The 19,260-nt window shown below is 71.9% G+C and carries 16 protein-coding genes; 10 read left to right on the forward strand and 6 right to left on the reverse strand.

The genetic code is table 11. The features are described from left to right. Positions 1–13: 13 nt before the first annotated feature. A complete protein-coding gene (locus ACZ7LT_RS21230; protein ID WP_471237622.1) occupies positions 14–1,216 on the reverse strand; it encodes an acetyl-CoA C-acetyltransferase in 1,203 nt (400 codons plus the stop codon). A gap of 136 nt (positions 1,217–1,352) precedes the next feature. Between ACZ7LT_RS21230 and mce the strand changes: the two genes are divergently transcribed. The 7 genes from mce (at position 1,353) to ACZ7LT_RS21265 (ending at position 11,162) form a co-directional block, all read left to right on the forward strand. Continuing rightward, entirely contained in the window at positions 1,353–1,805 is a 453-nt protein-coding gene (gene mce, locus ACZ7LT_RS21235) for a methylmalonyl-CoA epimerase (protein WP_471237623.1), read from the forward strand. A gap of 165 nt (positions 1,806–1,970) precedes the next feature. Next, the gene (gene scy, locus ACZ7LT_RS21240) at positions 1,971–5,957 is read left to right on the forward strand and encodes a polarized growth protein Scy (protein WP_471237624.1); all 3,987 of its coding nucleotides are present in this window, start codon (positions 1,971–1,973) and stop codon (positions 5,955–5,957) included. 114 nt (positions 5,958–6,071) lie between these two features. Continuing rightward, positions 6,072–7,010: a coiled-coil domain-containing protein gene (locus ACZ7LT_RS21245; protein WP_019889532.1), complete on the forward strand. Its 939-nt coding sequence runs from the start codon at positions 6,072–6,074 to the stop codon at positions 7,008–7,010. A 219-nt stretch (positions 7,011–7,229) separates the two neighbouring features. After that, positions 7,230–8,216 (forward strand): ABC transporter ATP-binding protein, encoded by a 987-nt coding sequence (locus ACZ7LT_RS21250; RefSeq protein WP_471237625.1) that lies wholly within the window; start codon positions 7,230–7,232, stop codon positions 8,214–8,216. Between the two features lie 2 nt (positions 8,217–8,218). After that, positions 8,219–8,998, forward strand: coding sequence for an ABC transporter permease (locus ACZ7LT_RS21255; protein ID WP_471237626.1), 780 nt, complete (start codon positions 8,219–8,221; stop codon positions 8,996–8,998). 161 nt (positions 8,999–9,159) lie between these two features. After that, the gene (locus ACZ7LT_RS21260; RefSeq protein ID WP_471237627.1) at positions 9,160–10,335 is read left to right on the forward strand and encodes an ABC transporter ATP-binding protein; all 1,176 of its coding nucleotides are present in this window, start codon (positions 9,160–9,162) and stop codon (positions 10,333–10,335) included. Beyond that, entirely contained in the window at positions 10,332–11,162 is an 831-nt protein-coding gene (locus tag ACZ7LT_RS21265; RefSeq protein WP_471237628.1) for an ABC transporter permease, read from the forward strand. Before ACZ7LT_RS21260 ends, ACZ7LT_RS21265 begins: the two co-directional genes overlap by 4 nt. A 33-nt stretch (positions 11,163–11,195) precedes the next feature. On the opposite strand, the gene ACZ7LT_RS21270 is transcribed toward ACZ7LT_RS21265, so the two are convergent. Continuing rightward, positions 11,196–11,525, reverse strand: a complete 330-nt coding sequence (locus ACZ7LT_RS21270) for an ATP/GTP-binding protein (RefSeq protein WP_471237629.1) — start codon at positions 11,523–11,525, stop codon at positions 11,196–11,198. A gap of 231 nt (positions 11,526–11,756) precedes the next feature. Here ACZ7LT_RS21270 and ACZ7LT_RS21275 point away from each other — a divergent pair, with 231 nt between their 5' ends. Further along, entirely contained in the window at positions 11,757–12,809 is a 1,053-nt protein-coding gene (locus ACZ7LT_RS21275) for an LLM class flavin-dependent oxidoreductase (RefSeq protein WP_471237630.1), read from the forward strand. Between the two features lie 80 nt (positions 12,810–12,889). Here ACZ7LT_RS21275 and ACZ7LT_RS21280 read toward each other — a convergent pair whose 3' ends face one another. Further along, on the reverse strand, positions 12,890–13,282 hold the full coding sequence (locus ACZ7LT_RS21280) for an SCO5389 family protein (protein WP_471237631.1): 393 nt from the start codon (positions 13,280–13,282) through the stop codon (positions 12,890–12,892). A gap of 219 nt (positions 13,283–13,501) precedes the next feature. Here ACZ7LT_RS21280 and nucS point away from each other — a divergent pair, with 219 nt between their 5' ends. Further along, positions 13,502–14,173: an endonuclease NucS gene (gene nucS / locus ACZ7LT_RS21285; RefSeq protein WP_471237632.1), complete on the forward strand. Its 672-nt coding sequence runs from the start codon at positions 13,502–13,504 to the stop codon at positions 14,171–14,173. A 71-nt stretch (positions 14,174–14,244) separates the two neighbouring features. Here the strand turns inward: nucS and ACZ7LT_RS21290 are convergent, their stop codons facing one another. The 3 genes from ACZ7LT_RS21290 to ACZ7LT_RS21300 form a co-directional block, all read right to left on the reverse strand. After that, the gene (locus tag ACZ7LT_RS21290) at positions 14,245–16,881 is read right to left on the reverse strand and encodes a P-loop NTPase family protein (RefSeq protein WP_471237633.1); all 2,637 of its coding nucleotides are present in this window, start codon (positions 16,879–16,881) and stop codon (positions 14,245–14,247) included. 254 nt (positions 16,882–17,135) lie between these two features. Then, positions 17,136–17,459: an STAS domain-containing protein gene (locus ACZ7LT_RS21295; RefSeq protein WP_019889522.1), complete on the reverse strand. Its 324-nt coding sequence runs from the start codon at positions 17,457–17,459 to the stop codon at positions 17,136–17,138. A 113-nt stretch (positions 17,460–17,572) separates the two neighbouring features. Beyond that, positions 17,573–18,421, reverse strand: coding sequence for a 3-hydroxyacyl-CoA dehydrogenase family protein (locus tag ACZ7LT_RS21300; protein ID WP_471237634.1), 849 nt, complete (start codon positions 18,419–18,421; stop codon positions 17,573–17,575). A 187-nt stretch (positions 18,422–18,608) separates the two neighbouring features. Between ACZ7LT_RS21300 and ACZ7LT_RS21305 the strand changes: the two genes are divergently transcribed. Further along, positions 18,609–19,181, forward strand: a complete 573-nt coding sequence (locus ACZ7LT_RS21305; protein ID WP_471237635.1) for a cob(I)yrinic acid a,c-diamide adenosyltransferase — start codon at positions 18,609–18,611, stop codon at positions 19,179–19,181. Positions 19,182–19,260 lie beyond the last annotated feature (79 nt).

Genomic DNA, 19,260 nt, shown 5'->3' on the forward strand with positions numbered 1-19,260 from the left:
CGTTCGTCGAGTCTTACTTACCCGGCACGCGCACGATCAGGGCGTCACCCTGGCCGCCGCCGCCGCACAGGGCGGCCGCGCCGACCCCGCCGCCGCGCCGCTTCAGCTCCAGCGCCAGGTGGAGGACGACCCGAGCGCCGGACATGCCGATGGGGTGCCCCAGCGCGATCGCGCCACCGTTCACATTCACCTTTTCCGGGGTAACGCCCAGGTCCTTCATTGACTGCACGGCGACCGCGGCGAAGGCCTCGTTGATCTCGATGAGGTCGAGGTCCTCGACGCTCAGGCCCTCCTTCTTCAGGGCCTGCTGGATGGCGTTGGACGGCTGGGACTGGAGCGAGTTGTCCGGGCCCGCGACATTGCCGTGGGCGCCGATCTCGGCGATCCACTCCAGACCGAGCTCCTCGGCCTTGGCCTTGCTCATCACCACGACCGCGGCGGCGCCGTCCGAGATCTGCGAGGACGTACCGGCGGTGATCGTGCCGTCCTTGGCGAACGCCGGACGCAGCTTGCCGAGGGACTCGACCGTGGTCTCGGCGCGGATGCCCTCGTCCTTGGCGAAGACGACCGGCTCGCCCTTGCGCTGCGGGATCTCGACCGGGGTGATCTCGGCCTCGAAGATGCCGTTCTTCTGCGCGGCGGCCGCGCGCTGGTGCGACAGCGCGCCGATCTCGTCCTGGTCCGCGCGGGCGATGCCGAGCCGGGTGTTGTGCTTCTCCGTGGACTCGCCCATGGCGATCGTCTCGAACGGGTCGGTCAGACCGTCGTACGCCATCGAGTCGAGCATCTCGATCGCGCCGTACTTGAAGCCGTCCCGGGACTTGGGCAGCAGGTGCGGGGCGTTGGTCATCGACTCCTGGCCACCGGCGACCACGATGTCGAACTCACCCGCGCGGATCAGCTGGTCCGCCAGGGCGATGGCGTCCAGACCGGACAGACAGACCTTGTTGATCGTCAGCGCCGGGACGTTCATGGGGATGCCCGCCTTGACGGCGGCCTGGCGGGCGGGGATCTGGCCGGCACCCGCCTGGAGCACCTGGCCCATGATCACGTACTGCACCTGATCGCCGCCGATGCCCGCCCGGTCGAGCGCGGCCTTGATGGCGAATCCGCCGAGGTCCGCGCCGGAGAAGGACTTGAGCGAGCCGAGCAGACGGCCCATGGGCGTCCGGGCGCCCGCGACGATCACTGAAGTGGTACCGGTCGTTCCAGACATGAGGCACGGCCCCTTGGATGAGGAGTGAACGAGGGTTTACCTCAATGTACTGAGCGGTACTGGCCTCGGTCATCGGCCAGTCAGTGTGATCGCGCGCACGTTGCGTAACCAGCCTCCGGAGCGCTGCACTAGAGGCATGCTGACGCGTATCGACCACATCGGGATCGCCTGTTTCGACCTTGACAGGACTGTCGAGTTCTACCGTGCGACCTACGGCTTCGAGGTGTTCCACACCGAGGTGAACGAAGAGCAGGGTGTCCGTGAGGCCATGCTCAAGATCAACGAGACCTCGGACGGCGGCGCCTCCTACCTCCAGCTGCTCGAGCCCACCCGCGAGGACTCCGCGGTCGGCAAGTGGCTGGCCAAGAACGGCGAGGGCGTCCACCACATCGCCTTCGGCACCGCGGACGTCGACGGCGACGCCCGGGCCATCGGTGAAAAGGGTGTGCGGGTTCTGTACGAGGAGCCGCGCATCGGGTCCATGGGGTCCCGGATCACCTTCCTGCACCCCAAGGACTGCCACGGCGTACTGACCGAGCTGGTCACCTCGGCACAGCCGTCCGCTGACTCCTCCTCAGCCGAGCACTGACCTCCCGATTCCTGGCCCGGTAGAGTGGCGGCTCCGGGCCGGGGCCGGATCGGGGCCGTGCCGCGGTGTCGTGATTGATCTGACACCATTCCCCGGGGGGCCGTTCGCCGGCGAACGGTGCTCGTTTGGAGAGAGTTGCGACCAGGGGACGGATGGGACCGCGCAGTGCGGGGCTACGAACGCCAGGAGAGCCACCGGGCTGAAGACGACCATCTCTCGCGGTTCGAGGCCGAGATGGACCGGCTGAAGACCGAGCGGGAGAAGGCCGTCCAGCACGCCGAGGACCTCGGTTACCAGGTCGAGGTATTGCGCGCCAAGCTCCACGAGGCGCGCCGCACGATCGCGTCCCGGCCCGCCTACGACAGCGCCGACATCGGCTACCAGGCCGAGCAGCTGCTCCGTAACGCCCAGATCCAGGCCGACCAGCTGCGCTCGGACGCCGAGCGTGAGCTGCGCGAGGCCCGCGCCCAGACCCAGCGGATCCTCCAGGAGCACGCCGAACACCAGGCCCGCCTCCAGGCCGAGCTGCACACCGAGGCGGTACAGCGCCGCCAGCGCCTGGACCAGGAGCTCGCCGAGCGCCGCCAGACCGTCGAGGCCCACGTCAACGAGAACGTGGCCTGGGCCGAGCAGCTGCGCGCCCGTACGGAGTCCCAGGCCAGGCGCCTGATGGAGGAGTCCCGCGCCGAGGCCGAGCAGTCCCTGGCCGCCGCCCGCGCCGAGGCCACCCGGCTCGCCGAGGAGGCCCGCCAGCGCCTCGGCGCCGAGGCGGAGTCCGCCCGCGCCGAGGCCGAGGCGATCCTGCTGCGCGCCCGCAAGGACGCCGAGCGGCTGCTGAACGCCGCCTCCACGCAGGCCCAGGAGGCCACCAGCCACGCCGAGCAGCTGCGCTCCACCACCACCGCCGAGTCCGACCAGGCCCGTCAGCAGGCCGCGGAGCTCAGCCGGGCCGCCGAGCAGCGGATGCAGGAGGCCGAGGAGCGGCTGCGCGAGGCCCGCGCGGAGGCCGAGAAGACGCTGGCCGAGGCGAAGGACGCGGCGGCCAGGCAGCTGGCGAGCGCCGAGTCCGTCAACGAGCAGCGCACCCGGACCGCCAAGGCGGAGATCGCCCGGCTCGTCGGCGAGGCCACCAAGGAGTCGGAGACCCTCAAGAGCGAGGCCGAGCAGGCGCTCGCCGATGCCCGCGCCGAGGCCGAGAAGCTGGTCGCGGAAGCGGCCGAGAAGGCCCGTACGGCCGCGGCCGAGGACTCGGCGGCCCAGCTCGCCAAGGCGGCCCGGACCGCCGAGGAGGTCCTGACCAGGGCGTCCGATGACGCCCGTGAGACCACCCGCAAGGCGTCCGAGGAGGCCGACCGGATCCGCCGCGAGGCCGAGGCGGAGGCCGAGCGGCTGCGCTCGCAGGCGGAAGAGCAGGCCGACCAGCTCAAGGGCGCGGCCAAGGACGACACCAAGGAGTACCGCGCCAAGACGGTCGAGCTCCAGGAGGAGGCGCGCCGGCTGCGCGGCGAGGCCGAGCAGCTGCGGGCCGAGGCCATCGCCGAAGGCGAGCGGATCCGCGGCGAGGCCCGCCGCGAGGCCGTCCAGCAGATCGAGGAGGCGGCCAAGACCGCCGAGGAGCTGCTGACCAAGGCGAAGGCCGACGCGGACGAACTGCGCTCCGGCGCCACCGCGGACAGCGAGCGGGTCCGCACCGAGGCGGCCGAGCGTGCCGCCACGCTCCGTAGCCAGGCCGAGGAGGCCCTGGAGCGGGCCCGCGCGGAGGCCGAGCAGCTGCGCACCGAGGCCGAGGAGCAGGCCGAGTCGGTGCGGACGGCGGCCGACCGGGCCGCCGCCGAGGTGCGCGCCGACGCCGAGCGGGCCGCCGAGGCCCGCGCCGCGGAGGCCGCGGACGAGCTGGCCCGGCTGCACACCGAGGCCGAGACCCGGCTGACCACCGCCGGGCAGGAGCTGACCGACGCCCGCGCCGAGGCCGAGCGGATGCGCCGGGAGACCGCGGAGGAGACCGAGCGGCTGCGTACCGAGGCCGCCGAGCGGATCCGTACACTCCAGGCCCAGGCCGAGCAGGAGGCCGAGCGGCTGCGCAACGAGGCGGCGGCCGACGCGTCGACCGCCCGCGCCGAGGGCGAGAACATCGCCGTACGGCTGCGGTCCGAGGCCGCCGCCGAGGCGGAGCGGCTCAAGTCGGAGGCACAGGACACCGCGGACCGGGTACGGGCCGAGGCCGCCGCCGCGGCCGAGCGGGTCGCGGCCGAGGCCGCCGAGGCGCTGTCGGCCGCCCAGGAGGAGGCCAACCGGCGTCGCCGCGAGGCCGAGGAGACCCTCTCGTCGGCCCGTGCCGAGGCCGACGGCGAGCGCGCGCAGGCCCGTCAGCAGAGCGAGGAGCTGCTCGCCTCCGCCCGCAAGCGGGTCGAGGAGGCGCAGACCGAGGCGCAGCGCCTGGTCGAGGAGGCGGACCGGCGCGCCACGGAGATGGTGTCGGCGGCCGAGCAGACCGCCCAGCAGGTACGGGACTCGGTCGCCGGGCTGCAGGAGCAGGCCGAGGAGGAAATCGCCGGCCTGCGCAGCGCCGCCGAGCACGCGGCGGAGCGGACGAGGACCGAGGCGCAGGAAGAGGCCGACCGGGTCCGCGCCGACGCCTACGAGGAGCGGGAGCGGGCCACCGAGGACGCCAACCGCACCCGCACCCGCGCCAAGGAGGAGGCGGACGCGGCCAAGGCGCTCGCCGAGCGGACCGTCACGGACGCGATCGCCGAGGCCGAGAAGCTGCGCACGGACACCGCCGAGTACGCGCAGCGGGTACGGACCGAGGCGACGGACTCGCTGGCCCAGGCCGAGCAGGACGCGTCGCGCACCCGCGCGGACGCCCGGGAGGACGCCAACCGGATCCGTTCCGAGGCGGCCGAGCAGGCGGACCGGCTGGTCGGCGAGGCGACGAGCGAGGCCGAGCGGATCACCGCCGAGGCCGCCGAGCTGCTCGCCGCGGCGGAGCAGGACGCGGCACAGGCCCGTACGGACTCCGAGCGGGTGCGGGCGGAGGGCGAGGCGGACGCGGAGCGGATGCGCGCCGAGGCCCGTACCGAAGGCGAGCAGGTCCTCGACGAGGCCCGCAAGGCCGCCGACAAGCGGCGCGCGGACGCGGCCGAGCAGGCCGACCAGCTGATCGGTGAGGCGACCCGCGAGGCCGAGCGGGTGACCGCCGAGGCGTCCGGCGAGGCCGAGCGGCTGCGCGCGGAGGCGGCGGAGACCGTCGGCTCGGCGCAGCAGGCGGCCGAGCGGATCCGGGCGGAGGCCGAGCGCGGCCGGGCCGAGGCCGAGGCCGCGGCCGAGCAGATGCGGTCCGAGGCGCGCGAGGAGGCGGACCGTACTCTCGACGAGGCGCGCGAGGCCGCGGCCAAGCGGCGCGCGGACGCCGCCGAGCAGGCGGACCAGCTGATGGCGAAGGCCCAGGAGGAGGCGCTGCGCGCCACCACCGAGGCGGAGTCGCAGGCCGACACGATGGTCGGCGCGGCCCGCAAGGAAGCCGAGCGGATCGTCGCCGAGGCGACCGTCGAGGGCAACACGCTGGTGGAGAAGGCCCGTACTGACGCCGACGAGCTGCTCGTCGGCGCGCGCCGGGACGCCACCGCGATAAGGGAGCGTTCGGAGGAGCTGCGTTCGCGCACCGAGGCCGAGATCGAGGAGCTGCACGAGCGGGCCCGCCGGGAGAGCGCCGAGCAGATGAAGACGGCCGGCGAGCGGGTCGACAAGCTGGTGGCCGCCGCGACCCAGCAGCAGCAGGAGGCCGAGGAGAAGGTCAAGACGCTGGTGGCCGAGGCGAATTCGGAGGCGGGCAAGGTCCGGATCGCGGCGGTCAAGAAGGCCGAGGCGCTGCTCAAGGAGGCCGAGCAGAAGAAGGCCACGCTGGTGCGCGAGGCGGAAAAGATCAAGGCGGACGCCGAGGCCGAGGCCGATGCCATGATCGCGGAGGGCAAGCGGGAACTGGAGGTCCTGGTGCGCCGCCGCGAGGACATCAATGCGGAGATCTCCCGTGTCCAGGATGTTCTTGAGGCGTTGGAATCATTCGAGGCACCGTCAGCCGGCTCGAAGGACGGGGGCAAGACGGCTGTCTCGGCGGGGGTTACACGTTCGAGTGGCAAGTCGTCCGACGGCTAGCCACTCAAAAGGCTGGACATTCTCCAGATCAAACGGGCATCCGCTCGATGACACGCCGCTTCGACCCCTAGGATTCCCCCTAACACCTCACCGGTCTCATTCGACAGGAACCCCATGAGCGACACTTCCTCCCCCTTCGGCTTCGAGCTCGTGCGGCGTGGTTACGACCGCGGTCAGGTGGACGACCGCATTACCAAGCTCGTCGCCGACCGAGACAGTGCTCTGGCCCGAATCACCTCTCTGGAAAAGCGCATCGAGGAGCTCCACCTCGAAACGCAGAACGCTCAGGCCCAGGTCAGCGACGCGGAACCGTCGTACGCCGGTCTTGGCGCGCGGGTCGAGAAGATCCTCCGTCTCGCCGAGGAGGAGGCGAAGGATCTGCGCGAGGAGGCCCGTCGCGCCGCCGAGCAGCACCGCGAGCTGGCCGAGTCGGCCGCCCAGCAGGTGCGCAACGACGCCGAGTCGTTCGCGGCGGAGCGCAAGGCGAAGGCCGAGGACGAGGGCGTTCGGATCGTCGAGAAGGCCCAGGGCGAGGCGAACTCGCTGCGCGCCGAGGCGCAGAAGGACGCGCAGTCGAAGCGTGAGGAGGCGGACGCCCTCTTCGAGGAGACCCGCGCCAAGGCCGCGCAGGCGGCGGCCGACTTCGAGACCAACCTGGCCAAGCGCCGCGAGCAGTCCGAGCGGGACCTGGCCTCGCGTCAGGCGAAGGCGGAGAAGCGTCTCGCCGAGATCGAGCACCGCGCCGAGCAGCTGCGCCTGGAGGCCGAGAAGCTGCGTACGGACGCGGAGCGCCGGGCCCGCCAGACGGTGGAGACCGCGCAGCGCCAGGCCGAGGACATCGTGGCCGACGCGAACGCCAAGGCGGACCGGATCCGCAGCGAATCGGAGCGCGAGCTGGCGGCGCTCACCAACCGCCGCGACTCGATCAACGCGCAGCTGACCAACGTCCGCGAGATGCTGGCGACGCTGACCGGTGCGGCGGTGGCCGCGGCCGGTTCCCCGATCGACGACGAGCCGGCCACCCGCGGCGTCCCGGCCCAGCAGTCCCGGTAACCACGACCGCCTGGCGAGTGAGCCGAAGGGCGCGCGGGCGTCGAAAGGGAGAAGGCGCGGAGGTCCCGAGGAACGAGGGACCGAGCACGATCGACCGTCGACGCACGCTCAAAGCGCCCGGAGGCGAACCGAGCCCCAAAAAGATGCCGAACGTCTCGTTCTGCCGAGCCCCCTGTCACTCCGGTGGCGGGGGGCTTTGTGCGCCCGTAGCGTGGCGACATGATCGAGCTCGAGGGTCTCACCAAGCGGTTCGGCACGAAGGTGGCGGTCGACCATCTCTCGTTCCAGGTCCGGCCGGGTGTGGTGACGGGGTTCCTGGGGCCGAACGGCGCCGGGAAGTCGACGACGATGCGGATGATGCTCGATCTGGACAATCCGACCAGCGGAAGGGTCCGGATCGACGGGAAGCACTACCGCGATCTTGAGGAACCGCTGAAGTACATCGGGGCGTTGCTGGAGGCCAAGGCGATGCACGGCGGTCGCTCGGCGTACAACAACCTGCTCTGCCTGGCGCAGTCCAACCGCATTCCGGAGCGCCGGGTCGCCGAGGTGCTCGACACGGTCGGGCTGAGCACGGTGGCCCGGAAGAAGTCCAAAGGATTTTCGCTCGGCATGGCCCAGCGCCTGGGAATCGCCTCTGCGTTGCTGGGCGATCCGGAGATTCTTATGTTCGACGAACCCGTCAACGGTCTGGACCCCGAGGGAATTCACTGGATCCGCAACCTGATGAAGGCGTTGGCGGCCGAAGGCCGGACGATCTTCGTTTCCAGCCATCTGATGAGCGAAATGGCGCTGACCGCCGATCACTTGATCGTCATCGGGCAGGGGCGACTGCTCGCCGATACATCGATGGCCGATTTCATCCAGCAGAACTCCCGGAGTTTTGTACGGCTTCGCTCCCCGCAGCAGGAGCGGCTGCGCGACCTCCTGCACGAGCACGGCTATCAGGCCGTCGAGTCGGGCAACGGCACCCTGGAGATCGACGGGGCGACCACGGAGGCACTCGGTGAGCTCGCCGCCCGCCACCAGCTGGTCCTGCACGAGCTGAGCTCCCAGCGCGCCTCGCTGGAGGAGGCGTTCATGCAGATGACGGCGGGCGCGGTCGAGTACCACGCGCACGGTACGGACGTACATCCCGGCACGATCAGCGGGCCCCGGTGGGGCGACCAGGCGCCCCGGTGGGGCACGACCTCCCAGGGGAAGTGAGCATGGCATCGGTACCCGCGGTCCTCCAGTCCGAGTGGACCAAGATCCGTACGGTCTCGTCGACCACCTGGACGCTGGCCAGCGCGCTGCTGGTGACCGTCGCCATGAGCGCGGCGCTCTGCGCGCTGATGAAGGCGACCTTCGACGAGCTCTCCCCCGCCGAGCAGGCCACCTTCGACCCGACCTTCATCAGCTTCTCCGGGATGATCCTGGGGCAGCTCGCGATGGTGGTCTTCGGTGTGCTGGTGGTGGGCACCGAGTACAGCTCCGGCATGATCCGCACCTCCCTGGCCGCCGTCCCGCAGCGGGCCACCTTCCTCTTCAGCAAGATCGCGGTGGCCACGGCGCTCGCCCTGGTGGTGGGGCTGGCGACCAGCTTCCTGTCGTTCTTCCTGGGGCAGGCGCTGCTCGGCGAGCACCGGACGACCCTGGGCGCGGACAACGTCCTGCGCGCGGTGATCGGCGGCGGGCTCTACATGGGGCTGATCGCGCTGTTCTCGATGGGTGTCGCGGCGATGCTGCGTTCGTCGATGCTGTCGCTGGGCATCCTGGTGCCGTTCTTCTTCCTGATCTCGCAGATCCTCTCGGCCGTACCGAAGGCCAAGGAAGTGGCGAAGTACTTCCCCGACCAGGCCGGCGCCAAGATCATGCAGGTGGTCCCGGAGGCCATGAACACCGAGAAGACGCCGTACGGGCCCTGGGGCGGACTCGGGATCATGCTGATCTGGGTGGCGGCTGCCCTGATCGGCGGCTATCTGGTGATCAAGAAGCGGGACGCCTGACCGACCGCCAGGCCGCCCTTCCGTCCGGCCATCCGGCGCCGTCGTCTTCGTCCGGCTTCGGCGGAACCGTCAACGGCTCGATATCCTCCTAAGTCTTACGGGGGGCTTCCGGCCGCGGGCCGCTGCCCCGACGACACCTGACCTGTCGATGGGGCTGGAGAATGATCGAGGCAGTCGGCCTGACGAAGCGCTACGGCGCCAAGACGGCCGTGTACAACCTTTCCTTCCAGGTGCGGCCCGGCGCCGTCACCGGCTTCCTGGGGCCCAACGGCTCCGGGAAGTCGACAACCATGCGCATGATCCTCGGTCTCGACCAGCCGACTTCCGGCCATGTCACCATCGGCGGACATCCCTTCCGGCAGCTGCCGAACGCGCCCCGGCAGGTCGGCGCCCTGCTCGACGCCAAGGCCGTGCACGGCGGGCGCAGCGCGCGCAACCACCTGCTGTCGCTGGCGCAGCTGGCCGGCATCCCGGCGCGCCGGGTCGACGAGGTGCTCGGTGTCGTCGGTCTGCAGGACGTGGCCAAGCGGCGCTCGAAGGGCTTCTCGCTCGGCATGGGCCAGCGGCTGGGCATCGCGGCCGCGCTGCTTGGCGACCCGCAGGTGCTGCTCTTCGACGAGCCGGTCAACGGTCTCGACCCCGAGGGCATCCTCTGGGTGCGCAATCTGATGAAGAAGCTCGCCTCCGAGGGCCGCACGGTCTTCGTGTCGAGCCATCTGATGAGCGAGATGGCGCTCACCGCCGACCATCTGATCGTGATCGGCCGCGGCCAGCTGCTCGCCGACATGAGCGTCAAGGACTTCATCTCGGCCAACTCCGCGGACTTCGCCCGGGTGCGGACCCCGCAGACCGCGCCCGAGCAGCGCGAGAAGCTGACGGGTGTGCTCACCGAGGCGGGCGGGCAGGTGCTGTCCGAGCCGGACGGCGCGCTGCGGGTGACCGGGCTCGCGCTGCCGCGGATCAGCGATCTCGCCCATGACGCGGACGTACGGCTGTGGGAGCTCTCCCCGCACCAGGCCTCCCTCGAGGAGGCGTACATGCGGATGACGCAGGCCGCCGTGGACTACCGCTCCACCGAGGACCAGCTCGCCGGCCTCCAGCAGCCGATGCCCCCGGGGTACGCGCCGCCGCAGCCGGTGATCCCCGAGGTGCCGCAGCAGGGCTGGTACGCCCCGCCGCCGCCCGGACAGAACCCCTACGCGGGCGCCCCCGCGGCGGCGCCCGTCGCGCCGCAGGCGGCCCCGGCCGCGCCGCCCGCCGCCGCTCCCGCTCCCGCCCCGGCCCCGGCCGCCGCCCCCGACCTGACCAAGCGCGAGAACGACGAGGACGCCCGATGACGACCCCGTACCAGCAGCCGGGCGCGCCGTTCGGCACGTACACCTCCCCCATCCCGGTGCGCCGGGCCAACCTCGGGGACGCCCTGGCCTCCGAGTGGACCAAGATCCGTTCCGTACGGGCCACGGTGTGGACGCTCGGCGTCATGGTCCTGCTCATGCTCGGCGTCGGTCTGGGCGTCGCGGCGATCGTGTCGAACGCGGGCGTCGACACCGAGGGCGAGCCGGCGCTCGGCATGGGCTTCTTCGGTGTGCTGCTCGGTTCGATCTGTGTGATGACCCTGGGCGTGCTGACCATCGCGTCGGAGTACGGCACCGGCATGATCCGCACCACGCTGACCGCCTGCCCGAGCCGCGGCCGGGTGCTGGCCGCCAAGGCGATCGTCTTCTTCCTGCTCGTGTTCACGCTCACCACGGCGATCGCGGCGTTCGTCGCGGTCGTCCAGACCGGGATGGTGGAGGCGCCGGCGGCGACCGGAGCGCAGTGGCTGCGGGCGACCGTCGGTATCGGGCTGTTCGTCGCGCTGCTCGGGCTGCTGGCCCTCGCGGTCGGCTCGCTGATCCGGCACTCCGCCGGCGCGATCACGATCATGATCGGCCTGATGCTGTTCCCGCTGGTGGCCGCGATGTTCATGGTGTCGGAGTCGCTGCAGGACCTGCAGAAGGCGCTGCTGGAGTACTCGATCCCCAGCCAGCTCATCGCGATCTACGGCGCGTCCGGGGTCTCGGAGTCCGCCCCGGCCGGCTGGGAACCGGTGTGGATCATGCTCGGCGTCACGGCCGTTGCGCTGGGCGCCGCCTTCGCCGTCCTCAACACCCGGGACGTCTGACCGGACCCTCCGGCAGGCCGGCTCGTGCTCCGGCTAGTACTTCGGCGCGTTACGGGACCGCTGCACCCGCGAGGTGCGGCGGTCCTTCGCGTTCCAGCACGCCTTGTGCCAGTGCCGGCGGTCGTCGACGCCGCCGTACTCCGGCCAGGCCACCACATGTGGCGTGCCGGAGGGGATCTCCTGGTCGCAGCCGGGGCAGCGGTAGCGCTTGCCGGCCGCGCTCGCGCCGGCCACATGCCGGACCGACCACTGCTCGCCCTGCCACGACTCGGTGCGCTGGGCACCGCCGTACCGGTCGCCGGAGGCGCCCTCGTGATCGGCGGGATTCTCGCCGCCACGGGGGCGGTTGCGACGCGGGGACACGGAACACCTCACGGGGGCCGACTCGTAACGGACACGGGAAAGACGCCATCCAGCGTACGGGCCGCAACCCTGGGTACACGCCCCCCATCGGCCCTACGACACCCGCCAGGGGGGCTAGTTGCCGGAAAATCGCAAGAACTTCCCGGGCGGCCGTTGCCTTTGGCACGTGTCAGACGTTGTTGCCGGTAACAGGGGGAGAGCCGCGTCGGCCGAGCAAGGAGGCAGAAGGCGATGCGCGTGGGTACGTTTGTTCTGGCCGCCCAGTTCCCGGGCCAGGGACAGGGGGAGGCACTGCACCGCGCGGTGCGGACCGCCGAGGTGGCCGAAGAGGCGGGACTCGACTCCGTCTGGCTGGCCGAGCACCACTTCGTGCCGTACGGGGTCTGCCCGTCGGCGGTGACCCTGGCCGCGCTGCTCCTCGGCAGGACCCGCCGGATCCGGGTGGGCACGGCGGTGACCGTGCTGCCGACGAACCATCCGGTCGCCGTCGGCGAACAGGCCGCGCTGCTCCATCTGACCTCGGGCGGCCGGTTCACGCTCGGTGTGGGCCGCGGTGGCCCCTGGGTCGACCTGGAGGTGTTCGGCGCGGGCCTCGACGCGTACGACCACGGCTTCCCCGAGGCGCTCGGTCTGCTGCTGCGCTGGCTGCGTGAACCCCGTGTGGGAGCGGAGGGGGAACGATTCGCTTTCCGTGAAGTGGCGGTCGTGCCCCGGCCGGACGAGCTGATCACCGACGGGGGCGCCGACGGTCCGGGCGACGGGCCTGAGGTGATCCTGGCCTGCACCTCGCCGCGGAGCGTCCGGCTGGCGGCCGAGCGCGGGCTGCCGATGCTGCTCGGGATGCACTGCGGCGACGAGGAGAAGGCGGAGATGGTGGCGTCCTGGCGTACGCAGGCGCTCGCGGCGGGTCATGCGCCGGACGCCGTCGCGCGCGCCGCCCGGCTGCATGTGTCCGCCGGTGTCGTCCAGCTCGCCGACCGCTCGGCGGACGCCGCCGAGGTGCTGCTCAAGGCCATGCCCGGCTGGCTGAAACAGGGGCTGGACGCCCATGTGACGGTCGACGGCCGGCACCGCACGATGCGCGACCCCGTCGCCTACACCGAACTCCTGTGTTCCCTGCATCCGGTGGGCACACCACGGCTGGCGGCCGACCGGCTCGCCGCGACCTCGGAGCGGACCGGCATCACCCGCTTCGCGCTGCTCGCCGAAGGCTCGGGCGAACTCACGGCCACCGAGGAGAACGTACGGCGGCTGGGCGAAGAGGTGCTTCCGCGGCTCGGCTGAGTCACCGTGGAGCGGTACGGAACTGCTGCCGCCCCGGCGTCCCTTGCACCTCCCGCGACGCGGAGCGGCAGCCCAAGGCATCAGCAGTCGCGCAGTTCCGGCGACTGGTTCAGCAGCTGGCCGCGGATGGAGGTGAAGCGGGCCAGCCGCTCGTCCACCGAGGAGTCCAGCGGGAAGACCGCCACGCGGTGGCAGTTCTGGAATGCCAGACGCACACCGAAGTGCCGCTGGAGCGCACCGCGAATCGCGTCACTCGCCAGCGCGCGCAGCAGCTGACCACGAGCCTGCTCGTCCGGCGGCGGCGTCTGGTTGTCGGCGAACTCGCCACCGTCCACCTTCAGCTGGGCCACCAGAGAGCTGATCATCTCCCATGCGTAGGGCAGGGAGGTCCGGACGCAGTCGACGAAGTCGGCTTCGTCGACCTCGCCTCGCTCGGCCTGTTCCAACAGCGCCGGTGAGACGTCGAGCGACATGGGTTCTCCTCTCGCGACCCCGCGAAGGCGAGGTCTTACGGGCAGGGAAGGAGGAGCCCCCGTGTTGCACGCAGAGTGCACGAGCGACAACCTCCCGCTTCCACGGTAAGCGTGCTGTCCGGACCGCACCAGGAGATTGGGAACACAACCGGCCAATAACGAACGGGGCTTTAGGGCCGAATCGCGCGGAAGCGTATGCGTCGAGTAGCGTTGCGCCCCATGCGTCTCGTCATCGCCCGCTGCTCCGTGGACTACGCGGGCCGGCTCACCGCCCACCTGCCCTCCGCCCCCCGTCTGATCCTGGTCAAGGCAGACGGCAGTGTCTCCATCCACGCCGACGACCGGGCGTACAAGCCCCTCAACTGGATGTCGCCGCCCTGCACGCTCAAGGAAGGCGTCGACGGCGAGGCGGGCGTGTGGACCGTGGTGAACAAAGCGGGCGAGAAATTGATCATCACGATGGAGGAGATCCTCCACGACTCCTCGCACGAGCTGGGTGTCGACCCGGGCCTTATCAAGGACGGCGTGGAAGCGCACCTCCAGGAGCTCCTCGCCGACAGGATCGAGACACTGGGCGATGGATACACGCTGATCCGCCGCGAGTACCCGACCGCCATCGGCCCGGTCGACATTCTCTGCCGGAACGCCGACGGCGCGACGGTGGCGGTGGAGATCAAGCGGCGCGGTGAGATCGACGGTGTGGAGCAGCTCACCCGCTATCTGGAGCTGCTGAACCGCGACCCCCATCTGGCGCCGGTCAAGGGGATCTTCGCGGCGCAGGAGATCAAGCCGCAGGCGCGGGTGCTCGCGACGGACCGCGGGATCGACTGCGCGGTGCTCGACTACGACGCGCTGCGCGGGATCGAGGACGACAAGCTGCGGCTCTTCTAGGCCTCAGGAACAAGCAGTGGCGGCCCCGGGCGGATGATCATCCGCCCGGGGCCGCCGTCTGCGTCCGGCTGTCAGGTGGTGCTGGGGGAGCCGGCGGTGCTGCCGGTCGTCTCGGTGCCGGTGGTGGTGCCACCCGTCGTCTCGGTGCCGGTGGTGGTGCCGCCTGTCGTCTCGGTACCGCCGGAGTTCGTCCCCCCGCTCGTTTCGGTCCCACCGGTGGTGGTGGTCCCGCCCGTCGGGTCGGTGCCGCCCGTGGAGCTGCTGCCGGTGGACGTCGAACCGCTGCTCGTCGGGGACCCCGAGCCGCTCGGGCTGCCCGAGGTGGTGGGGCTGCCGCTGGTCGAGCCGCTGCTGGACGGGGAGCCGGAGCCGCTCGGGCTGCCGGACGTGGTGGTGGTGCCGCCGCCCGAGGGCGAGCCCGAGGAGGAGCCGCCGGTGGACGGGCCGCCCGTGGTCGTACCGCCCGTCGCGCTGCCCGAGGAGGACGGCTTGTCGTCCGGCGTCGGATCCGTGCCGCCGCCCGTCGTGGAGCCGTTGCCGCCCGGGGCCGACGAGCCCGTCGGGTCCGGCGACTGCCCGCCGCCGGGCCGGCTCGGGTCGGGGGCCTCGTCCTGGCCGCCCGGCTCGGACGCGTCGAGGCCGCCGTCGCCGGGGTCCTCGGTCGCCGACTGGTCGGAGGTGACCCGGTCGGCGCCCGGGGCGTCGTCGCCCGAGGTCGCCCCGAGGGTGACGACCGTACCGAGGACGGCCACGAGCAGGGCGCCCGCACCCGCCGCGACCAGGTTGCGCCGGGCGCCGCCCAGGAGGGCGCGCCGGGTGCTCACCTTGGGCAGCCCGCCGACGGGCGTGTCCTGGCGGGTGATCAGGGTGACGGGCTCGTCGGGGAAGCTGGGCAGCGGCCGGGCCGCGGGGACACCGCGGGGCAGGGAGGCCGACTCCTCGGACCGCGCGGCGGGCACCGCGTCGCCCGAGGGGGTACGTCCCCCGGCGAGCGGGCCGCGCTCGCGGTCGGCGACCAGGGCGAGGGCCCGGCGCCCGGCGACGGTGCCGCGCTTGTCGGCGAGCGCGCCGCGCAGGGCGATGGAGGCTTCCAGTTCGGCGCGGGCCCGCTCGACGTTTCCGGCGCAGAGCGCGAGCACACCCAGTTCGTGGTGGAAGTACGCCTCCTCGGCGACCTCGCCGGCGATCCGGGCGGCCTCCTGGCCTGTGCGCAGGGCGCGCTCCCAGGCGCCCCAGTGCAGCCCGGCCGCGAGGGCGGGGGTGGCGCTGCGGGCGAGCAGGACGGCGGCGCTGGCGTGGCCGGCCTCCGAGCCGGGGACGAGCGTGGTCATGGCGGCGAGGAGGGCGTCCGCCTCGGCGGCGGCGCGTTCGGGGGTGACCGAGGGGTGACCGGCCCACCAGGCGTAGTGCTGGGCGACGGTGTGGGCGCGGGCCTCGGCGCCTTCGCCGTACCCCTTGGCCTCCAGCTGGGGGAGGACGCCGGCGGCGAGCCGGTAGCGGGGGCCGACCGGGGTGAGCAGTCCGCAGCCCATGAGCTCGCCGAGCGCGGCGTCGGCGTGGGTGTCGCCGACGAGCGCGGGCAGGTGGGCCTGGTGCGGTACTTCGCCGCCGAGGGCGACGGCGAAGCGCAGGGTCTCGCGGGCGGACTCGCCGAGCCGGGAGGCGAGCAGTGGCGCGGGGGCCGCGCCGTCGCCGAGGGTGGGCAGCGGTATCTCGGGCAGTTCGTCGGGCAGCGGGGTGTCGTCGTCGGGGTCCCGGTCGCCAGTGCCGAAGGCGTCGAAGGAGCCCTGTCCGGCCCGCAGTGCGTCGCGCTGCCGCAGCAGAGCGCCCGCCTGGACGAAGCGCAGCGGCAGCCCCTCGGACTCGAACCACAGGTCGCCGGCCCAGTTCGCCTCGTCGTCGGTGAGCGGCCGGTCGACGGCGTGCTCCAGGAGCTCCAGCGCGGCGCTGCGGCCGAGGCCGGCGAGGAAGACCTCTTCGAGGTGGGAGTCGGGGCTCGGTGCGGCCACGTCGGGGGTGGCGGCGAGGAGGTAGGCGCACTCGGGGGTGGCGGCGAGGAGTTCGTCGAGGGCGGCGCCGCCGAATTCGAGGTCGTCGACGACGACGACCGCGCCGATGTCGTGGACGGCGGCGAGCAGTCCGGCCCGGTCCGGCCGGTGGCGCGGGGCGTGCAGGACGGTGGTGTAGAGCTCGTGCAGCAGCTCGGCGGGGGCGCGGTGGTGGCCGGAGAGGCGTACGACTCCGTCGGGGGCGATGTCGGCGCAGTCGGCGGCGACGGTGTCGAGGAGGACCGTACGGCCGGAGCCGGCGGGGCCGGTGAGGCGTACGGAGCGGCCGCGGGCCAGGAGCCGTACGAGCCGTTCGCGTTCCTCCTGGCGTTCCAGGAGCGGCGGCTGGGCCGCGGCGGGGCCCGGGGGCAGCGGCGGGGCGAGGGCGCGGGTGAGCTCGGCGCGTTCGTCGGCGGTGCGCTTGCGCGGCCGGTCCGGGGCCTCCCCCGGCGGGCAGGGCTCTATCTCGCTGCCGTCTATGGGGTTGATGGTGAGCAGCAGATCGCCGGAGACGATCTTGGTGGTGCGGGCGGGGCCGGGTGAGGCCGGGCCGCTGCCCTTGATCGGTCCGCCCATGGGCAGGGCGGCTTCGCGGCGGCCGCCGTCGGCGGCCTCGCTGTCGTGACCGTGCTCTTCCGGTCCTCGGTTCATCGGGTCCATGGCCAAAGCCCCCCAAAAGCGTCCGCGTGCCGAAGCCCCTCCCGGCCGATCTGCACGCTCCGCTGTCGCTTCTGGTCCGGTGCCCGCCGCGTGGGTCCGTCAATCGGCGGGCGACCGAACCCTAGACCTTCGCAGAGTATCCGTGAACAGGCGGGGTGCCAGGCCGCCCAAGACGTCACCTTCTCGTGAGGATTGGGCGGGGCGGGCGATTTTCACAGCCGCTCCACACCTGGTGACCTCGCCGTAACCGCTGTTCAGACGCGTGGCAGCGACTCGGCCGCGAGACCGCCCTCGATGGCGAGGATGCGGTGCAGCCGGGTCGCCACCAGCAGACGCTGCATCTGGGGCGGGACCCCGCGCAGCACCAGGCGGCGGCCGCAGCGGCCGGCCCGGCGGTGCGCGCCCATGATGACCCCGAGCCCGGTGGCGTCCCAGGAGTCGAGGCCGGTCAGATCGAGCACCAGGTCGCCGACGCCGTCGTCGACGGCCGAGTGCAGGACCGTACGGGCGTCCGCCGCGCTGCGGACGTCGAGGCGGCCCCCGACGACCAGCTCGGCGTGGTCGCCCCTGATATGCATATGTGCTCCCCGAGAGTGCTCCGTCTTTGCAACAACTGACTGCCGGACCGGCAGAAGCGTTGCGCCTTGTAAGCGAACCGAGACCGAATTCACCCGTCGGGGTGAAGGGCGTTTCAGTGCTTGTAGAAGCCCTGCCCGCTCTTGCGCCCGATGTCACCGGCGTCCACCATCCGGCGCATCAGCTCCGGCGGCGCGAACTTCTCGTCCTGGGACTCGGTGTAGATGTTGCTGGTGGCGTGCAGCAGGATGTCGACGCCGGTCAGGTCGGCGGTGGCCAGCGGGCCCATGGCGTGACCGAAGCCCAGCTTGCAGGCGATGTCGATGTCCTCGGCGGAGGCGACGCCCGACTCGTAGAGCTTGGCGGCCTCGACGACGAGGGCGGAGATGAGGCGGGTGGTGACGAAGCCGGCCACGTCGCGGTTGACGACGATGCAGGTCTTGCCGACGGACTCGGCGAACTCCCGGGCGGTGGCGAGGGTTTCGTCGCTGGTCTTGTAGCCGCGGACGAGCTCGCAGAGCTGCATCATCGGGACGGGCGAGAAGAAGTGGGTGCCGACGACCCGCTCGGGGCGCTCGGTGACCGCCGCGATCTTGGTGATCGGGATGGCGGAGGTGTTGGAGGCGAGGACGGCGTCGTCGCGTACGAGCTTGTCGAGCGTCCGGAAGATCTCGTGCTTGATCTCGAGCTTCTCGAAGACGGCCTCGACGACGACGTCGACGTCGGCGACCGCGTCGAGGTCGGTGGTGGTGGTGATGCGGCCGAGGGCGGCCTCGGCGTCGGCGGCCTCGAGCTTGCCCTTGGCGACGAACTTGTCGTATGACGCCTTGATGCCGTCGGTGCCGCGGGTCAGGGCGGCATCGGTGACGTCACGGAGCACGACCTCCCAGCCCGCCTGGGCCGAGACCTGCGCGATACCGGACCCCATGAGTCCGGCCCCGATGACGGCGAGCTTCCTGGCCACGTTCTACCCCTTAACGGCTGTTTACTTCTAGGCTCTTCGGCGGAGATTAGCGTTCGTGAGGGGTCGTGTGAGCGTGAAGAGATGCGCGTCACGTCTCAGCTGACGGACATCACACTGGTACGGCTCATTCCGCACGGGGCCGCCCCGCGGGTCCGCGGCGCGGCCGGGGCGTAACTACGCTGGCCGTATGGTCAATCTGACGCGCATCTACACCCGTACCGGCGACCAGGGCACCACCGCCCTGGGCGACATGAGCCGGACCGCCAAGACCGATCTGCGGATCGCGGCGTACGCCGACGCCAACGAGGCCAACGCGGTCATCGGCACGGCGATCGCCCTCGGGCAGCTCGGCGAGGAGGTCGTGAAGGTCCTCGTCCGGGTCCAGAACGACCTGTTCGACGTGGGCGCGGATCTTTCGACGCCGGTGGTCGAGGACCCGAAGTACCCGCCGCTGCGGGTCGAGCAGCCGTACATCGACAAGCTGGAGGCGGACTGCGACCGGTTCCTGGAGGAGCTGGAGAAGCTGCGCTCCTTCATCCTGCCGGGCGGCACCCCCGGGGCGGCCCTGCTGCACCAGGCGTGCACGGTGGTCCGCCGGGCGGAGCGCTCGACGTGGGCGGCGCTGGAGGTGCACGGCGAGACGATGAACCCGCTGACGGCGACGTATCTCAACCGCCTCTCCGACCTCCTGTTCATCCTGGCGAGGACAGCGAACAAGGAGGTCGGCGACGTGCTCTGGGTGCCGGGCGGCGAACGCTGACGGCAGGCGCCGGCGACCCCCCGGCTGGGAGTCCGGGGGTCATCCCCCGGGAGACTTAGCCCGGGCGGCGAACGCTGAC

The sequence above is a fragment of the Streptomyces sp. NPDC039465 genome (assembly GCF_055639315.1).

Excerpts from the sequence above, each read along its gene's own strand:
- mce (WP_471237623.1), top strand. The coding sequence starts at position 1,353 with ATGCTGACGCGTATCGACCACATCGGGATCGCCTGTTTCGACCTTGAC.
- ACZ7LT_RS21290 (WP_471237633.1), bottom strand. The coding sequence starts at position 16,881 with ATGGACCCGATGAACCGAGGACCGGAAGAGCACGGTCACGACAGCGAG.
- ACZ7LT_RS21260 (WP_471237627.1), top strand. The coding sequence starts at position 9,160 with ATGATCGAGGCAGTCGGCCTGACGAAGCGCTACGGCGCCAAGACGGCC.
- ACZ7LT_RS21255 (WP_471237626.1), top strand. The coding sequence starts at position 8,219 with ATGGCATCGGTACCCGCGGTCCTCCAGTCCGAGTGGACCAAGATCCGT.
- ACZ7LT_RS21265 (WP_471237628.1), top strand. The coding sequence starts at position 10,332 with ATGACGACCCCGTACCAGCAGCCGGGCGCGCCGTTCGGCACGTACACC.
- ACZ7LT_RS21250 (WP_471237625.1), top strand. The coding sequence starts at position 7,230 with ATGATCGAGCTCGAGGGTCTCACCAAGCGGTTCGGCACGAAGGTGGCG.
- ACZ7LT_RS21245 (WP_019889532.1), top strand. The coding sequence starts at position 6,072 with ATGAGCGACACTTCCTCCCCCTTCGGCTTCGAGCTCGTGCGGCGTGGT.
- ACZ7LT_RS21275 (WP_471237630.1), top strand. The coding sequence starts at position 11,757 with ATGCGCGTGGGTACGTTTGTTCTGGCCGCCCAGTTCCCGGGCCAGGGA.
- ACZ7LT_RS21305 (WP_471237635.1), top strand. The coding sequence starts at position 18,609 with ATGGTCAATCTGACGCGCATCTACACCCGTACCGGCGACCAGGGCACC.
- ACZ7LT_RS21295 (WP_019889522.1), bottom strand. The coding sequence starts at position 17,459 with ATGCATATCAGGGGCGACCACGCCGAGCTGGTCGTCGGGGGCCGCCTC.
- ACZ7LT_RS21280 (WP_471237631.1), bottom strand. The coding sequence starts at position 13,282 with ATGTCGCTCGACGTCTCACCGGCGCTGTTGGAACAGGCCGAGCGAGGC.
- ACZ7LT_RS21230 (WP_471237622.1), bottom strand. The coding sequence starts at position 1,216 with ATGTCTGGAACGACCGGTACCACTTCAGTGATCGTCGCGGGCGCCCGG.
- nucS (WP_471237632.1), top strand. The coding sequence starts at position 13,502 with ATGCGTCTCGTCATCGCCCGCTGCTCCGTGGACTACGCGGGCCGGCTC.